The following is a 14,372-nucleotide window of genomic DNA, read 5'->3' on the forward strand; positions in this document are numbered from 1 at the left end:
TAAATTATTTGGTATAACCTGCCGAAGTTTTTAGTGCCTCAATGGCATTGGCTAAATAAGCAAATGGTGCGTTCCAATTAATAGCTATTTCGTTAGAAGCGTAAGCCTGGTCATTATCAGACAGTGCGCGGTTAGGTATTTTTGTAGGTAAAGGTACCTTATCCTGTTGGCTTGGGTTTGGCCCGCCGGATAGTAAGCCCGGTACAGGGTCAACAACACCGTCGGCAACTGATTGGCGATGGTGGGGGTGCATAATGGGTTTATGGCCAAACCCGGTAACCAGCGAGTAACTTGTGCCGTTACGGCCCAGTAAATAATCTAAATTGGCTAATGCTGCGTTTAGGCATTGCTTGTTTTTTGTTAACAAATAAGCATTTATCAAGGCAATTCCCTGATTGGCAGCATTCGAGCTGCTTCCCCAATTAAAGTCACGGGCAGACCGCCCCATAGCTGTTTGATAAGCGGATAAGGTAGCGGGATTTGACAAGCTATCAGCAAAAGCAGTGAGTTTATCGCTTAATACAGGTATGACAGGTTTTAAAGATGAAGTTAAGCTGCCGCGATTGCGTAATAAACTATAGTAAGCCAACATACGCACCTGCGACCAGGATGGTATTGACAAACGAATATTATTCAACGCTAAATTTTTAAGATAAGCCTCATCTTTAGTAGTTATATACAATTCGGCAGCGGCCCAATCAAATTCATCGTCAAACCGGCCATCGCCATAACCGCCTGTAACTACTTTTGGTTCAAACTGCTTATTCATGGCATCCTGGTTATAGGCCATTTTTGGACTGGCCAATGCCCATTGCCAGGCACTTACTGCCGCTTTAAGGCACGAATCGGCCAAGCCGGGTACTTGTTTTTCAAAAGGTTTTAAAATTCTGCTCGCCTGGGCCATAACAGCAGCAAAATCAAGTGTGGCCGCTGTGCCTTTTTGTACTACATAACGTGGCATAACAGCCTTATCCGGCATTATCATCCCATCAAATGAGGCGTTGGTTAATTTATTGTATACACCACCATCATTTGGGTCCTGCATGGCTAACATCCAGCGTAAGTTCCATAAACATTCATCCAGTACATCAGGTAATTGATTGTTGCTTTCGGGGATATTTAAAGCAACGGTTTTCATGTGCGCCGGGAAATCTTCATACAACGAAAACAGCGTGCCCATGGTTATACCACTATTAACTATGTAGCTATTATAATCGCCCGCGTCATACCATCCGCGTGGAACAGAAATTATACTTCCTGCGGGCCGTTGACCAGTCGCGGCAGATGGGTGTACCAATACATCATTACCCATATGCCCGGCTGGTCGGGTCCATTTGCCTGCATATTTTTCAAGTAACGGGATAGAAGCCCGTTGATAATAAAACCCTTTTATAGCTGCCGCTGCTACTTTTTGATGAATATCAATATTAACAGCAAACGGATAGCTATAATTAGCATCAGGTACATTTAAAACATAATTTCCCGCTTGCTGTAAGGTTGAGAAATCAGCCAGGTAAATAGTACGGCCAGACAGATCTGGTTTTGCTGATGGCGTTAATGTGCCGCTAAATATTGTTTTACCATTAACTGCTTGTATAGTAAATTTCTGAGGGCGATCTGTAAGTATTATTGCAGTTTTTGGCGCTTTGGGATAAAACCCCAATTGGTTTAGACGAATACTATCTGACGCAGGTAAGCCCGATTGAGCATTTGCAAATGCCGCGACAAACATGCAGGCGCTAAATATCATACCCGCAAAAACGCTAAAGTGATTTTTCATGATCTATAATGGTTGCACTAATATACTAATGCAACCTTATAGTTGGAATAGTGGTTAAGCTTTAATAGCCTAAATTGCTGGGCGGCTCATTATCTTATAAAGATAATAGTAACCAATAGCCGCCAGGAAACTAATACCGCCAAATATCCACCATAGTAAATTAAAGCCGCCAAACGCTATTACATTGCTGCCGAAAAACGGCGCTACAATTTGAGCCGCAGACCATGACATGCTGTATAATGCAGCATACTCGCCGCGGTTGTGTGGCGTTGTACGGCTTATCCAGAAGGAATTCATAAAAGGCATGGCAAACATTTCGGCGAAGGTGACCAGTACAACCACAATTACAGCAGCCGCAGCCCCGGGTGGCAATATGTTCAGCAAAATGTAAGCGATGCCGCCCAAGCCCACGCCGCCAATTATGTAAACCATCTTATTACGCCGGCCTTCAAGTTTATGTATCATCACCATTTCAATCACTACAATTAACCCGCCGTTCAAAGCCATCAGGAAACCGATAAACTGCTCGCTAAAGTGCCAGTCTATTTTAAAAAATACCGGCTGCATAATCATAAACTGATAAAAGCATATGGCAAACAAAGTGGCCAATACTATAAAAGCCAAATAGATATTGTCTTTATAAGCAGATGTTTTTATAGTAGCTGTATCAGGCTTTTTTATGGTTTTAGCTACAGCTGCGCGGGGCATTAAAAATAATAGTAACACAGCCGCGACAATGTTGGTACAACCATCAACCCAAAACAACAAATGATAACTGAGCGAAGCTAAAAATCCACCTAAGCCACCACCAACCGCCCAACCCAGGTTTACGGCTAAGCGGTTTAAAGAGTAAGAACGGGTTTTGTTGGTATCATTGCTGTAATGAGCAATAGCAGCAGAATTTGCAGGGCGAAAAGACTCGTTACAAAGACTTAACACAAAAGTTCCAATGGCCAAAGCAACAAAACTTTGCAGAAATCCTATCAATATAAAAAACAGGCCACCGCTTAATAACGCGCCCACTTGCATGTCGTAAAAGCCTATCTTATCCACCAGTTTACCGCCTAAAAAAGCGCCTGCAAGTGCACCCACACCAAACAGCGCCATTATACTGCCTGCCTGTACAATGGTAAAATGTAATTGCTGAATGCAATAAATACTCATGAACGGTACCACCATAGTACCGCTGCGGTTAATAAGCATTACGATGCTTAAGTACCAGCTGTTTTTGGACAGGCCGCTGTAAGCGTCTTTATAAAGTTGTGCGGTGTAGGAAAGCATTGTGTATAGTTTAGCATGTGTATCTATTTACATGCTAAGGTTTATACGATGAGAATGAGAAAGGTAACCCAGACGGATAAACATTATTTTGCATCACCTACACTGAGAAAACCGGACAAATTTTACACCCTTTAAGAATTTGTAAAATTCACTAATAAAGCAAAAAGCGATGGGTGTACCCATCGCTTTTTAATCATAAAATCTTAAAATTCTATAAATCTCAGTTCAGACGGGTAATTGCGTATTCCGGTTTCGTAACCAATGGTCTGCAATCACCAACGCTGCCATGGCCTCTACAATAGGCACAGCACGTGGCACCACGCAAGGATCATGACGGCCCTTGCCTGATATCTCGGCAGCGTCGCCGGCGGCGTTAATGGTAGCCTGGTTGTGCATAATGGTTGCAACCGGTTTAAAAGCCACTTTAAAATCAATAGGCATGCCGTTGCTTATGCCACCTTGTATACCGCCTGAGTAATTACTGATGGTTTTGATATCTCCGGCCGCATTTTTAACAAACACATCATTATGCTCAGAACCCCTCATTTCGCTGCCTTCAAAACCCGATCCGAATTCAAAGCCGTGTACCGCATTAATGCTTAGCATAGCCTTACCCAGGTCAGCATGCAGTTTATCAAAAACTGGGTCGCCTAAACCAACAGGACAATTTAATATATGACAGCTTACTTTACCGCCAACTGTATCACCATCCTTGCGCACCGAGTCAATAAAAGCTATCATCTCGTTAGCTGTAGCCGGGTCGGCACAGCGAACAATGTTTTTTTCGCGTTCAGCTATAAAATCATCAGCGCTTAGTATCTCAACATTAGGCGCGTCAATTTTACCAACGCTGCTTACATGCGCTACAATTTCAATACCCTGTGTTTTTAGCAGTAATTTGGCTAAGGCTCCGGCAGCTACACGCGCGGCAGTTTCGCGCGCTGATGAACGGCCCCCGCCACGATGATCGCGGATACCGTATTTAGTTTGGTAAGTATAGTCGGCGTGCGACGGGCGGAAAACGTCTGTATTATGGCTGTAATCCTTTGAACGCTGGTCCTCATTTGGTATCAGCATCATAATAGGCGTGCCTGTTGTTTTACCTTCAAATACACCCGAAAGAATACGCACCGTGTCGCTTTCTTTACGCTGGGTTGTAATTTTAGACTGGCCGGGCTTACGCTTATCCAGTTCGCCCTGGATATAATTCAGGTCTACATCCAGCATAGACGGACAGCCATCAATTATTACCCCTATGGCTTCGCCATGCGATTCGCCAAATGTTGTTATCCTGAATAATTGCCCGAATGAATTGCCTGCCATATAGCCCCCTAACCCCCTAAAGGGGGAATGATTATTTAGCCCCCCAGCCCCCTAAAGGGGGAGCGATAAAATAGAAATCCTATTAGGGATAGGATAATAATAAATTTTGATTCCTCCAAAATTCCCCCTTTAGGGGGTTAGGGGGCTTCCACTTTAAATCCCACCTTCTCCAGATCTGTCCAGAACGCCGGGTATGATTTTTCAACAACTTGGGCGTCTTCTATTTCCAGTTCGGGTATCAGTAATGCTAAGGGCGCAAAGGCCATAGCCATACGGTGGTCGTCATAAGTTTTAATGAACATGCGCTCCGGAATGAATTTTCCGCCGCAATCCAGTGTGTATGTTTCATTATCCTCAATTAGTTTAACACCCATTTTGGCCAGTTCGTTCTGTAAAGCTGCCACCCGGTCGGTCTCCTTTATTTTTAAGGTTTCCAGTCCGGTAAAAGTAGCTTCGTGACCCAACGCGGCACAAACAACGATGACAGTTTGCGCCAGGTCAGGGCATTTTTTCAAATCGAACAGTTTTTTGCTGATAGGTTTTGCCTCTTTTTTTAGTAGAACGCCACCATCTTTAAACTGTGAGGTGATACCAAAGTTGGCCATTATCTCGGTAATAACGCTGTCACCCTGAAGGCTGTATGCCGTTAATCCGGTTAAAAAAAGTTCCGCTTCGTCAGCCAAAGCCGCTATGGAAAACCAGTACGATGCCGCGCTCCAATCCGGCTCTACCGGTAGCGCAGTTTCTTTAAACTCCTGGTGAGCAATGCTTATTACATTCCCTTCCCAGTTGTGTTTAATTCCGGCCTGCTCCAGCATGGCCAGGGTCATTTCAACATAAGGGCGCGATGTTAGATCGCCGTCAATATGCAGATCTAAACCCTGAGGTAGTTTTGCAGCAATTAGCAACAGCGCTGTAATATACTGACTGCTGATGCTGCCCTTTATGCTTACGCTATTGGTTTTTTGCTCCAGGTTGCCTTTGATATGGATAGGGGGAAAGCCCTCGTTTTCTACATAGTCTATCTCTGCACCCAACTCGCGCAACGCGTCAACCAAAATGCCTATGGGGCGTTGTTTCATACGCGCGCTGCCTGTTAAAATCACTTCTTCGGGCTGTAAGGTATAATAGGCAGTTAAGAAGCGCATAGCCGTACCTGCGGGACCGATGTTTACAGTTGTAAGTTGTGTGTTGTGTGTTGTAGGTTCTTCTGTGTCACCTGCAACTTGCAACTTATAACTTAGAACTTTTGATAACGTCACAGCGTCCGCAGCATCCGAAACGTTTTGCACCTTTACTTTACCATTGCTCAGCGCCTCAATAACAAGCGCGCGGTTGCACTCGCTTTTTGAGCCGGTAAGGTTAACGGTGCCGTTGGCGGTTTTGCCCGGCTTAGAGAGCAGAATATTAGCACTCATTATTAGGCGTGTGTAAGTTTCTCAGCTTGTTGACCTGCCTGATCTTTATTCATGATCTCTGTTTGCCTGCGGATAGACTCGTTGTGTACCAACTCTAAAAACTTCTCAGTAAACTCTTCGCTTAATTTCAAAGCCTTACCGTAGCTGATAGCCTTTTGTAAGATCTCGTCCCAACGGTTTACCTGTAAAATGGTAATGTTGTTATCACGTTTGTAAGTGCCTATTTCTTCAGCAATTTTCATACGCTCGGCAATTTTTTGGATCAACAGGTCGTCTATCTTGTCAATAGCACCGCGCAGATCATGCAATTTATCTTTAACAACAGCATCACCCACTTCCGGTTTACGCAATACCAAACGATCTATCAGATCAGCCAAAGCAGCCGGAGTAACCTGTTGTTTAGCATCTGTCCAGGCCACGCTTGGGTCAATGTGCGATTCGATAATTAAACCTTGCATATCCAGGTCAAGCGCTTTTTGCGATACGTAACCAATCAGATCACGGTTACCGGTGATATGGCTTGGGTCGCAGATAATTGGTAAATGCGGAGCCAAAGTTTTTAAATGGATAGCGATATCCCACATTGGCTCATTACGGAAAGCTGATTTTTCGTATGATGAAAAGCCGCGGTGAATAGCTGCTAATTTGGTGATACCCGCGTTATTGATACGCTCAATAGCGCCAATCCATAAAGAAATATCAGGGTTTACCGGGTTTTTAACCAATACCGGTATATCAACACCTTTTAAAGCGTCGGCAATTTCCTGTACAGTAAAAGGGTTAGCGGTTGAGCGTGCGCCCACCCATAAAATATCAACACCAGCGGCTAAAGCTTCTTCAACGTGTTTAGCGGTAGCAACTTCAACAGCGGCTGGTAAGCCGGTTTCTGCCTTGGCGCGTTTTAACCACTCCAGGCCAATGCTGCCAATGCCTTCAAACTCGCCGGGGCGGGTACGTGGTTTCCAGATACCTGCACGTAAAGCAGTTACTTTACCGGTGTTTTTTAATAAGTGGGCAGTCGCCACTAATTGATCTTCTGTTTCGGCGCTGCATGGGCCTGCAATTAAAAAAGGTTCATTAACGGCAGTTATCCAAGAGCTTAGCGGCTGTATGTTTAAATTAAGTTTCATCGTTTTAATTTGGTTGCGAATGTCTGTAAATCTGTTTTATTTATCTAGTTTTTTTATACTTATATACTTGCGTGCGGGTTTTTCGGCTTTTGCTGTGGTAACAGCTTTTTCGCCTTCTTCTTCATAGCGAAGATATTCGCCCAGAATGTTAAAGTTGTGGGTGTATTTAAGCACTTGTTTAACAGCGGCATCATACTGTTTGCTGTCTTCCCATTCTACATCAACATAAAAGTTATACTCGTGGCGCTTACCAAGTACCGGCATTGACTGAATTTTACTCATGTTAACACCCTGATCGGCAAAAATATTAAGCACTTTGGCCAACGCGCCCACCTGGTTACTTACCTGGAAGCATAACGAAGCCTTATTAGGTGTTTGTTTAGCTACGTTATCGTGCGTAGTCAATATCAGAAAACGGGTATAATTTTTTTTGTTTGATTCTATTCTACGCTCAATAATATCCAATCCATATAATCTGGCTGCAAGTACATTGGCAATAGCAACGGTATCTGTAAGCTGCTCATCGCGGATGCGTTTGGCGCAGGCAGCCGTATCACTGCTTTCTACAATTTTTAGTTGCGGGTATTCGTCCAAAAACTCATTACACTGGCGTATAGCCATTGGGTGCGATGTGACGTACTTAATTTGATCAAAAGCTACACCCGGCAAAGCCATTAAATGCAACTGGATAGGTAAGTAAACTTCGCCAACTACCGGAAAGTTATAGCCTAATAGCAGAGAGTAATTAGGCAGAATGCTGCCGGCAATACTATTCTCTATCGCCATAACAATATAATCTGCTTGTTTATTCTCCAGCGCAACAAATGTCTGCTTGAACGAGTCGCACTCAATCGTTTCAATGTTTTCGCCAAAATATTCAAATGCAGCCTGTTCATGGAACGATGCCCGTATTCCCTGTATAGCTACTCTTGGTTTATCTTTTTTCATAAATGCGCTTAAAGCAAAAAATCCCGGCTTTCTGGGCCGGGACTTTTCAATTTCTTGTTATATGTTTTGCATATTAGTCCCGGCTCGTACTGGTAAAGTAAAAGTAGTAGCCATAAAAATATGCATTGTTAAATTTCATTGTTGTTTTTATTACGATGCGAATATACGGTAAAAAACCATATGTCAATAGAAAATTTTTATTTTTTACAAAAAAGATTCCCAAACAGAATTTTATTTGGCGAATGTAGCCTTTCACGGTTTTATAAAGCAGGTAGTTTTAAATTTGCAGTAGGCATTTTTTCTAATTCTGAAATTACTGACGCGTATTTTGATTATACTTCCATTAACTTAAAACTGTTAACTAACCAAGCAAACTAACAATAAGCTGACCAATGCCTATTGCTGAGCACGGCAATAAAGCTTACTTTTGTTTGCAATTTTTAAAACTGATGTCTGAAAATATAGAACACGTTAAGTGCCTTATCATAGGTTCTGGTCCTGCAGGTTACACTGCTGCAATATATGCGTCTCGCGCCGACTTGAAACCGGTTATGTACACCGGCATGCTTGCTGGTGGCCAACTAACTCAAACTACCGATGTAGAAAACTTCCCCGGTTATCCGCACGGAATAATGGGGCCTGAAATGATGGAAGATTTCCGCAAGCAGGCAGAGCGTTTAGGTACCGAGATTCGTTTTGGTTATGTTAGCTCTGTTGATTTCTCAAGCCTGCCGCATAAAGTTGTGGTTGACGACGTGAAAACCATTACTGCTGATACCGTTATTATATCAACCGGGGCTTCGGCTAAATGGTTGGGTTTAGATTCTGAACAGAAATACAGTGGTTTCGGCGTATCTGCCTGTGCAGTTTGCGATGGTTTCTTCTTTAAAGGGCAGGATGTGGCGATTGTGGGAGCAGGCGATACCGCTGCCGAGGAAGCTACTTATTTAGCTAAATTGTGCCGTAAGGTTTACATGATAGTTCGCAGAGATGAGTTCCGGGCATCAAAAGCTATGGTGCATCGCGTACTGAATACCAAGAATATTGAACTGCTTTACAATACAGAAACCCAGGAGATATTAGGCGATGGACAAAGTGTTAATGGCGTAAGGGTTAAAAACAATAAAACTAACGAAGAAAGACAATTGGATATAACCGGTTTCTTTGTCGCTATCGGCCATCAGCCTAATACAGAAATATTTAAGGATTACATTCACATGGACGAAACAGGTTATATAAAAACCCGTCCCGGTTCAACCGAAACTAATGTTGAAGGCGTGTTTTGCTGCGGCGATGCCCAGGATCATATTTACCGCCAGGCGGTTACTGCTGCCGGTACAGGCTGTATGGCTGCGATCGATGCCGAGCGTTATTTAGCGGCGAAAGAGCACGTTGTAACTGCTTAATAATATTGAAGACTTAGAATAGATTGAAGCCGCCTTTGGGCGGCTTTTTTGTGCGGCGACTAACGATAATCAGGCCTTGCTTAAATTGCGTAACCATTGGTAAAGCCAGGTATTAATAAGCACCAGCCCCATTCCATAAAACACATCTTCAACAGGTATCGTCAATATCCGCGGACCCATAATGTGTTCGGGGTTGTACCAAACAACAGGAGCAGATAAACCTGTCCCGGTTAGTAAACCATTAACAATCAGGAAGGGGATGAGTAGGATGGCATAAACAACGTAAAACTGCCCAAGCCAGCTTACCTTTTTGTAATGAACTAATATTATTAAAACAGCCATTAACACAAAGGCCGATCCTGTGTAATACTGCTTATGAAAAATACCGGCTAAAATTATCAAACCGGTAACCAAACCATAGTTAATAAAAACGAGAGCGCCTTTTAAAATTGTGGGTTTAATAACCCTTGTAAGGCAATCAAAAGTAAATACGCAGGAGTAAGGAATGCAGATAAAGAAAAATATCTCTTCCAGTGGTAAGTTGCCAATGTAAATCCCCGTGAGGTAAGTTTTGTTAAAACCCCAAATGCCAAGGTGTGTAAAACAGCTATCCCAAATAACATAGCACAGGCTTGTTATAACTATAGCCGGGAGCAGTGCATACCAATACTTGTAAAGACCGCTACGCGGATGAAACGATACCAACAAAGGCACCAATACACTCAGCAGATCTATCAGCAGATAGGTGTATTTGATCATTAAGCAGCAGTTTTTTTATCCCGAAAATACTTCATCGGTACCCAAAGCATCCCAAAGCACTCTCCATGCTCTTTACCTAAATGTTTATGGTGCATTTTATGCGCCCGGCGTATACCCAGCAAGTAAGAGTTATTGGTATTACGAAACCATTTTATGCGCTGATGAATAAAAATATCATGTACTATAAAATAGCAAAAACCATAGGCGGTAATGCCAATACCTATATACAAAGCAAATGTGGCTTCGGTATAAATACCCAACGCTAAACAGGCAATCCCCGGCGTGGCAAAAATCAGGAAGAAAAAATCGTTATGCTCTAAAAATCCATATTGTTCCTTATGGTGATGATCCTCGTGTAAATTCCAAAGCAAACCGTGCATAAGGTATTTATGTGCCAGCCATGCCACGCCTTCCATTCCCAAAAAAGAACCTATTGCAATTAATATATATATAACAACCTGCATGGTATACTAATTTTTAATGCTTCAGACATATTTTAAACCACTCACTGTAATGCTCCGGATTTTTGACTAAGTCGTCCTCAAGTGCTTCCCTGCTAATATATTTAAATGAAGCAACTTCGCTTGCATCGGGGTTGGGCAGTTCGTCTGTTATGCCCATAAACACGTGGTCGTACTCATGTTCTACAAGTCCGTGATCTAATTCTGCCCGGTAGGTAAAACTGAACCAATAGGCCAGGTCACACACCATACCCATTTCTTCTTTAAGCCGCCTGTTAGCCGCATCTAAAAGTTTTTCGCCGGGCCGCGGATGGCTACAGCAGGTGTTGCTCCATTTTCCGGCCGAGTGATATTTTTCAAACGCCCGTTGTTGTATCAAATAATCGCCCTGCGTGTTAAACACAAAAATAGAGATAGCCCGGTGCAATATCCCCTTACGATGGGCCTCCATTTTTTCCATCACACCTAACTCTTGGTCTTTGTCGTCCACCAAAATCACACTTTCCATATAGTCATTTTAAAGGGGTGTTAAAATTCTTTTATATCCAGTTTAATTTATGCTTAAGCATTGTATCAAATAATAACGCAATTTTGCGCCGGTTAGATATGCGGAACCGCGTAGAAAAGACGTTGCAAGCACCGGCCAGCTTAATTTTTTCAAATAGTTGCTGATAGTAGCGATAGGCCAGGAACACCCCCCGGCGCGAGGAGCGTGGCAAATCACGAATACCTTTTAATGCTTCGCATAGGTCGGCTTCTATATCCATTTCTATCCTGCGTTTATCCGTTTCTGTAAATTGGGCCAGGTCAACTCCGGGAAAATACGATCTGTTAAGTTGCTGGTAGTCCGCGCCAATATCCCTCAAAAAATTGATCTTTTGAAACGCTGCACCCAGTTTCATTGCCCGTGGTTTTAGCTCGTTATAGGTTTGCATATCGCCACCTGTAAACACATAAAGGCACATTAAACCCACCACCTCTGCCGAACCCAATATATATTCTTTGTACTTCTCCTGGTCATAATTTTGAATGCCAAGATCCATTTGCATGCTGTAAAGAAACTGATTAATTAATTGATGGTCTATACCATACGCACGCACTGTTTGCTGAAACGAGTTAAGGATAGGGTTAAGACTAATGCCATTGCCTATCGCCTCAAAACAATCTTTTTTAAACTGATCAAGTAAAAGTTGTTTATCATAGTCGTGAAAACTATCTACTATCTCATCAGCAAGCCTTACAAAGCCATAAATAGCATAAATAGGGTCGTGCAGTTTCTTATCCAGAAAGCGGATGCCTAACGAGAAGCTTGTACTATATCGCTTGGTTGTTAATTTGCTGCACTCAGCCGATAACTGATCAAATTTCTCCTTCATGTGCTTAGCTTTTTAAATATTTTAATAATTGGTGCGCCGCTACATTGCCTGAAATAATAGCTGGTGGAACACCCGGCCCCGGCACGGTAAGGTGACCGGCAAAAAACAGGTTCTCTACTTTTTTATTGCGGATGGACGGTTTAAACAGCGCGGTTTGGCGCAAGGTATTGGCCAAACCATATGCGTTACCTCCAAAAGCGTTGTAGTCTGCCTGAAAATCAGCAATGCAATAACTCTTTTTGTAATCAATATCTTGGCTGATGCTTTCGCCGCAATAGGCCTCCAGGCGTTTTATAATGAGGTCAAAATACCGGGACCGTAGTTCTTCCGTGTCAATAATACCTACAGCCAATGGCATCAGTATAAAAATGTTTTCGTGGCCGGCGGGAGCTACGGTATTATCAGTTTTTGAAGTACAGCACACATAAAATAAAGGCTTTGATGGCCATTGTGGTTCGCGGTAGATCTCGTGAGCATGTGTTTTAAGTTCTTCATCAAAAAACAGGTTATGATGCTTAAGCCGGGCTATCTTTTTTTTAACACCAAGATAAAAAATAAGAGCAGAAGGGGCCATTACTCTATTTTGCCAATATGCGGGCGTGTAGTTGCGGTACTGCGTCTCAAGCAGTTGCTGGTCTATGTGATGGTAGTCGGCGCTGCCTATCACGCCGTCAACGGTATCATCACCAACGCTGGTATGGATTTGGCTTATTTTTTTATCCTTGATATCAAACCCCTTAACTTTTGCGCTGGTGTAAAACTTAACGCCCTGCCTTTCGGCAACAGTTTTCATGGCAGATATAACACTGCCAAAACCGCCTGCCGGATACCACGTACCCAGAGCAAGCCCGGCATAGTTCATCAAACTGTAGAGCGCGGGGGTGTCCTCTGCCATTGCACCTAAAAACAGGGCCGGAAACTCCATAAGCGCCCTGAGTTTAGCGTTTTTAAAATGCTTTTTTACATGCGCGCTAAGCGATGTGAACACCTGAAGCCTTAACAATCCTTTCGCCAGATCCATATCGGCAAACTCGGTAACGGACAGGCCCGGTTTATAAACCAATTTATTAATACCAATGTTATACTTGTATTTAGCTTCGCTTAAAAAGTAGCGTAAAGCTGCTGCACCGCCTTTCTCGGTTTGATCAAACAGGTTGATCAATTCTTCCAGGTTAGCGGGTACCTCAAATACATCATCCTTACCAAAAACAATGGCGTATTGCGGATCTAAGGCTTGTAGTTGATAAAAGTCGGAAGGTTTATAGCCCATATCCCCAAAAAACCTATCGAATACGTCGGGCATCCAGTACCAGCTTGGCCCCATATCAAAGGTGTAGCCATTGTCTGTTTTGAACTGACGAGCCCGCCCGCCTATGGTTTCGTTCTTCTCATAAACGCTTACCTCGCAACCGGCTTTTGCCAAATACGCCGCTGCACTCAGTCCGGCAAAGCCTGAACCAATAACTGCAACATGTTTATGCAATGTGGAAGTGCTGCTCATCAATTTGTTATAACCTGTTCCAATGCATCCGGTGATGCTATCCAATTAACGTTGGCCGGAAAACTTAATCCGCCCAGCACTTTTGTATTGCCTGATAAATAGATGTTAGCATGAGGGATCTGTGCCGATAACGAGTTGATATAAGCTTGTGCATTTCCCAATGGCCTTACCCGCGTCATAAAAAAAAGCAGGTTTTGCGGCTTAGTAGCCTCCAATGTATTTACCAGAGATGACAAAGGCACCTTAGGCCCCAGATAAATAACCCGTTGTCCATTTGCACGAAGTAAATAATTAGCCAATAGCAACCCAATATCATGGTCTTCATCCTCCGGCAAAAAAAGCAGCCAGCCCGGGGCATTGTTACGCTGATTTACAGTGCAACTGTCTACAGCCGCATAAATTTTTTGCCTGATAATGTGCGATAGGAAATGTTCCTGAGAGGCGCACAGTCCGCCGTTGAGCCACATTAAACCCATGCGTACAAGGGTGGGGTAAATAACTGATTTGTAAGTAGCCAACATGCCATTTTGTTGGATAGATGTGGCTATTAATGCACTTATTTTCTGTTCATTATATACTAAACTGTTGTTAATTATCTGCGATATGAAAAACTCGTGCCGGTTTTGAGCAGTGGCTTCCCTATCAATGTCTTGCTGCAATAGATCAGCCATATCACTGTTACTCAATCCGCAGGCACGCGATATTTTGTGCCCGGCATGATAAAGCCCCGAGATACATAGCAGTCTTCTTAACTGCTCATCATCATAAAAACGCGTATTGCCGGTAGTGCGTAATGGTTTGAGAGCGCCATACCTGCGCTCCCATATCCTTATGTTATGCACTGATATGCCCGATAGCTGCTCCAGATCGGAAATAGAATATTGCATTTTTGTCTAAATATTTACCTGCTAAATTTAGACAAATAACTTTTGATTGATCAAATTGTTTTACTACTATTTGGAATGATAAGGGCCGGAAAGCAACAACGA

The 14,372-nt window shown here is 43.1% G+C and carries 13 protein-coding genes; 1 reads left to right on the forward strand and 12 read right to left on the reverse strand.

Annotation, left to right across the window (positions count from 1 at the left end):
• Positions 1 to 4: 4 nt before the first annotated feature.
• The 6 genes from ACFQZS_RS02355 to ACFQZS_RS02380 form a co-directional block, all read right to left on the reverse strand.
• Positions 5 to 1,780 (reverse strand): glycoside hydrolase family 9 protein, encoded by a 1,776-nt coding sequence (locus tag ACFQZS_RS02355; RefSeq protein ID WP_377096927.1) that lies wholly within the window; start codon positions 1,778 to 1,780, stop codon positions 5 to 7.
• A 69-nt stretch (positions 1,781 to 1,849) separates the two neighbouring features.
• Entirely contained in the window at positions 1,850 to 3,061 is a 1,212-nt protein-coding gene (locus ACFQZS_RS02360) for an MFS transporter (RefSeq protein ID WP_377096928.1), read from the reverse strand.
• A gap of 225 nt (positions 3,062 to 3,286) precedes the next feature.
• On the reverse strand, positions 3,287 to 4,384 hold the full coding sequence (aroC, locus tag ACFQZS_RS02365; RefSeq protein ID WP_377096930.1) for a chorismate synthase: 1,098 nt from the start codon (positions 4,382 to 4,384) through the stop codon (positions 3,287 to 3,289).
• Between the two features lie 137 nt (positions 4,385 to 4,521).
• A complete protein-coding gene (aroA, locus tag ACFQZS_RS02370; RefSeq protein ID WP_377096932.1) occupies positions 4,522 to 5,802 on the reverse strand; it encodes a 3-phosphoshikimate 1-carboxyvinyltransferase in 1,281 nt (426 codons plus the stop codon).
• 2 nt (positions 5,803 to 5,804) lie between these two features.
• Positions 5,805 to 6,932 carry a chorismate mutase gene (locus tag ACFQZS_RS02375; protein WP_377096933.1) on the reverse strand — a complete coding sequence of 376 codons (1,128 nt, stop codon included), beginning with the start codon at positions 6,930 to 6,932 and terminating at the stop codon, positions 5,805 to 5,807.
• A 36-nt stretch (positions 6,933 to 6,968) separates the two neighbouring features.
• Positions 6,969 to 7,880, reverse strand: a complete 912-nt coding sequence (locus ACFQZS_RS02380) for a prephenate dehydratase (protein WP_377096935.1) — start codon at positions 7,878 to 7,880, stop codon at positions 6,969 to 6,971.
• Between the two features lie 449 nt (positions 7,881 to 8,329).
• Here ACFQZS_RS02380 and trxB point away from each other — a divergent pair, with 449 nt between their 5' ends.
• Positions 8,330 to 9,286, forward strand: a complete 957-nt coding sequence (gene trxB, locus ACFQZS_RS02385) for a thioredoxin-disulfide reductase (RefSeq protein WP_377096937.1) — start codon at positions 8,330 to 8,332, stop codon at positions 9,284 to 9,286.
• Between the two features lie 69 nt (positions 9,287 to 9,355).
• Here the strand turns inward: trxB and ACFQZS_RS02390 are convergent, their stop codons facing one another.
• The 6 genes from ACFQZS_RS02390 to ACFQZS_RS02415 are packed head-to-tail and all read right to left on the reverse strand — an operon-like array spanning position 9,356 to position 14,270.
• The gene (locus ACFQZS_RS02390) at positions 9,356 to 10,045 is read right to left on the reverse strand and encodes a lycopene cyclase domain-containing protein (protein WP_377096939.1); all 690 of its coding nucleotides are present in this window, start codon (positions 10,043 to 10,045) and stop codon (positions 9,356 to 9,358) included.
• Entirely contained in the window at positions 10,045 to 10,509 is a 465-nt protein-coding gene (locus tag ACFQZS_RS02395; protein ID WP_377096940.1) for a beta-carotene hydroxylase, read from the reverse strand. Before ACFQZS_RS02395 ends, ACFQZS_RS02390 begins: the two co-directional genes overlap by 1 nt.
• A 13-nt stretch (positions 10,510 to 10,522) precedes the next feature.
• Positions 10,523 to 11,014 carry an isopentenyl-diphosphate Delta-isomerase gene (gene idi / locus ACFQZS_RS02400; RefSeq protein WP_377096941.1) on the reverse strand — a complete coding sequence of 164 codons (492 nt, stop codon included), beginning with the start codon at positions 11,012 to 11,014 and terminating at the stop codon, positions 10,523 to 10,525.
• Positions 11,015 to 11,045: 31 nt separating this feature from the next.
• A complete protein-coding gene (locus tag ACFQZS_RS02405) occupies positions 11,046 to 11,882 on the reverse strand; it encodes a phytoene/squalene synthase family protein (protein ID WP_377096943.1) in 837 nt (278 codons plus the stop codon).
• A gap of 4 nt (positions 11,883 to 11,886) precedes the next feature.
• Positions 11,887 to 13,383 carry a phytoene desaturase family protein gene (locus tag ACFQZS_RS02410; protein ID WP_377096944.1) on the reverse strand — a complete coding sequence of 499 codons (1,497 nt, stop codon included), beginning with the start codon at positions 13,381 to 13,383 and terminating at the stop codon, positions 11,887 to 11,889.
• Positions 13,383 to 14,270, reverse strand: a complete 888-nt coding sequence (locus ACFQZS_RS02415) for a MerR family transcriptional regulator (RefSeq protein ID WP_377096946.1) — start codon at positions 14,268 to 14,270, stop codon at positions 13,383 to 13,385. The genes ACFQZS_RS02410 and ACFQZS_RS02415 overlap by 1 nt, the downstream gene beginning before the upstream one ends.
• Between the last annotated feature and the right edge of the window lie 102 nt (positions 14,271 to 14,372).

Source organism: Mucilaginibacter calamicampi (genome assembly GCF_042676765.1).
Lineage (GTDB): Bacteria > Bacteroidota > Bacteroidia > Sphingobacteriales > Sphingobacteriaceae > Mucilaginibacter > Mucilaginibacter calamicampi.

Coding starts and splice junctions, on each gene's coding strand:
- ACFQZS_RS02360 (WP_377096928.1), bottom strand. CDS start 3,061: ATGCTTTCCTACACCGCACAACTTTATAAAGACGCTTACAGCGGCCTG.
- aroC (WP_377096930.1), bottom strand. CDS start 4,384: ATGGCAGGCAATTCATTCGGGCAATTATTCAGGATAACAACATTTGGC.
- idi (WP_377096941.1), bottom strand. CDS start 11,014: ATGGAAAGTGTGATTTTGGTGGACGACAAAGACCAAGAGTTAGGTGTG.
- trxB (WP_377096937.1), top strand. CDS start 8,330: ATGTCTGAAAATATAGAACACGTTAAGTGCCTTATCATAGGTTCTGGT.
- ACFQZS_RS02390 (WP_377096939.1), bottom strand. CDS start 10,045: ATGATCAAATACACCTATCTGCTGATAGATCTGCTGAGTGTATTGGTG.
- ACFQZS_RS02405 (WP_377096943.1), bottom strand. CDS start 11,882: ATGAAGGAGAAATTTGATCAGTTATCGGCTGAGTGCAGCAAATTAACA.
- ACFQZS_RS02355 (WP_377096927.1), bottom strand. CDS start 1,780: ATGAAAAATCACTTTAGCGTTTTTGCGGGTATGATATTTAGCGCCTGC.
- ACFQZS_RS02410 (WP_377096944.1), bottom strand. CDS start 13,383: ATGAGCAGCACTTCCACATTGCATAAACATGTTGCAGTTATTGGTTCA.
- aroA (WP_377096932.1), bottom strand. CDS start 5,802: ATGAGTGCTAATATTCTGCTCTCTAAGCCGGGCAAAACCGCCAACGGC.
- ACFQZS_RS02375 (WP_377096933.1), bottom strand. CDS start 6,932: ATGAAACTTAATTTAAACATACAGCCGCTAAGCTCTTGGATAACTGCC.
- ACFQZS_RS02415 (WP_377096946.1), bottom strand. CDS start 14,270: ATGCAATATTCTATTTCCGATCTGGAGCAGCTATCGGGCATATCAGTG.
- ACFQZS_RS02395 (WP_377096940.1), bottom strand. CDS start 10,509: ATGCAGGTTGTTATATATATATTAATTGCAATAGGTTCTTTTTTGGGA.
- ACFQZS_RS02380 (WP_377096935.1), bottom strand. CDS start 7,880: ATGAAAAAAGATAAACCAAGAGTAGCTATACAGGGAATACGGGCATCG.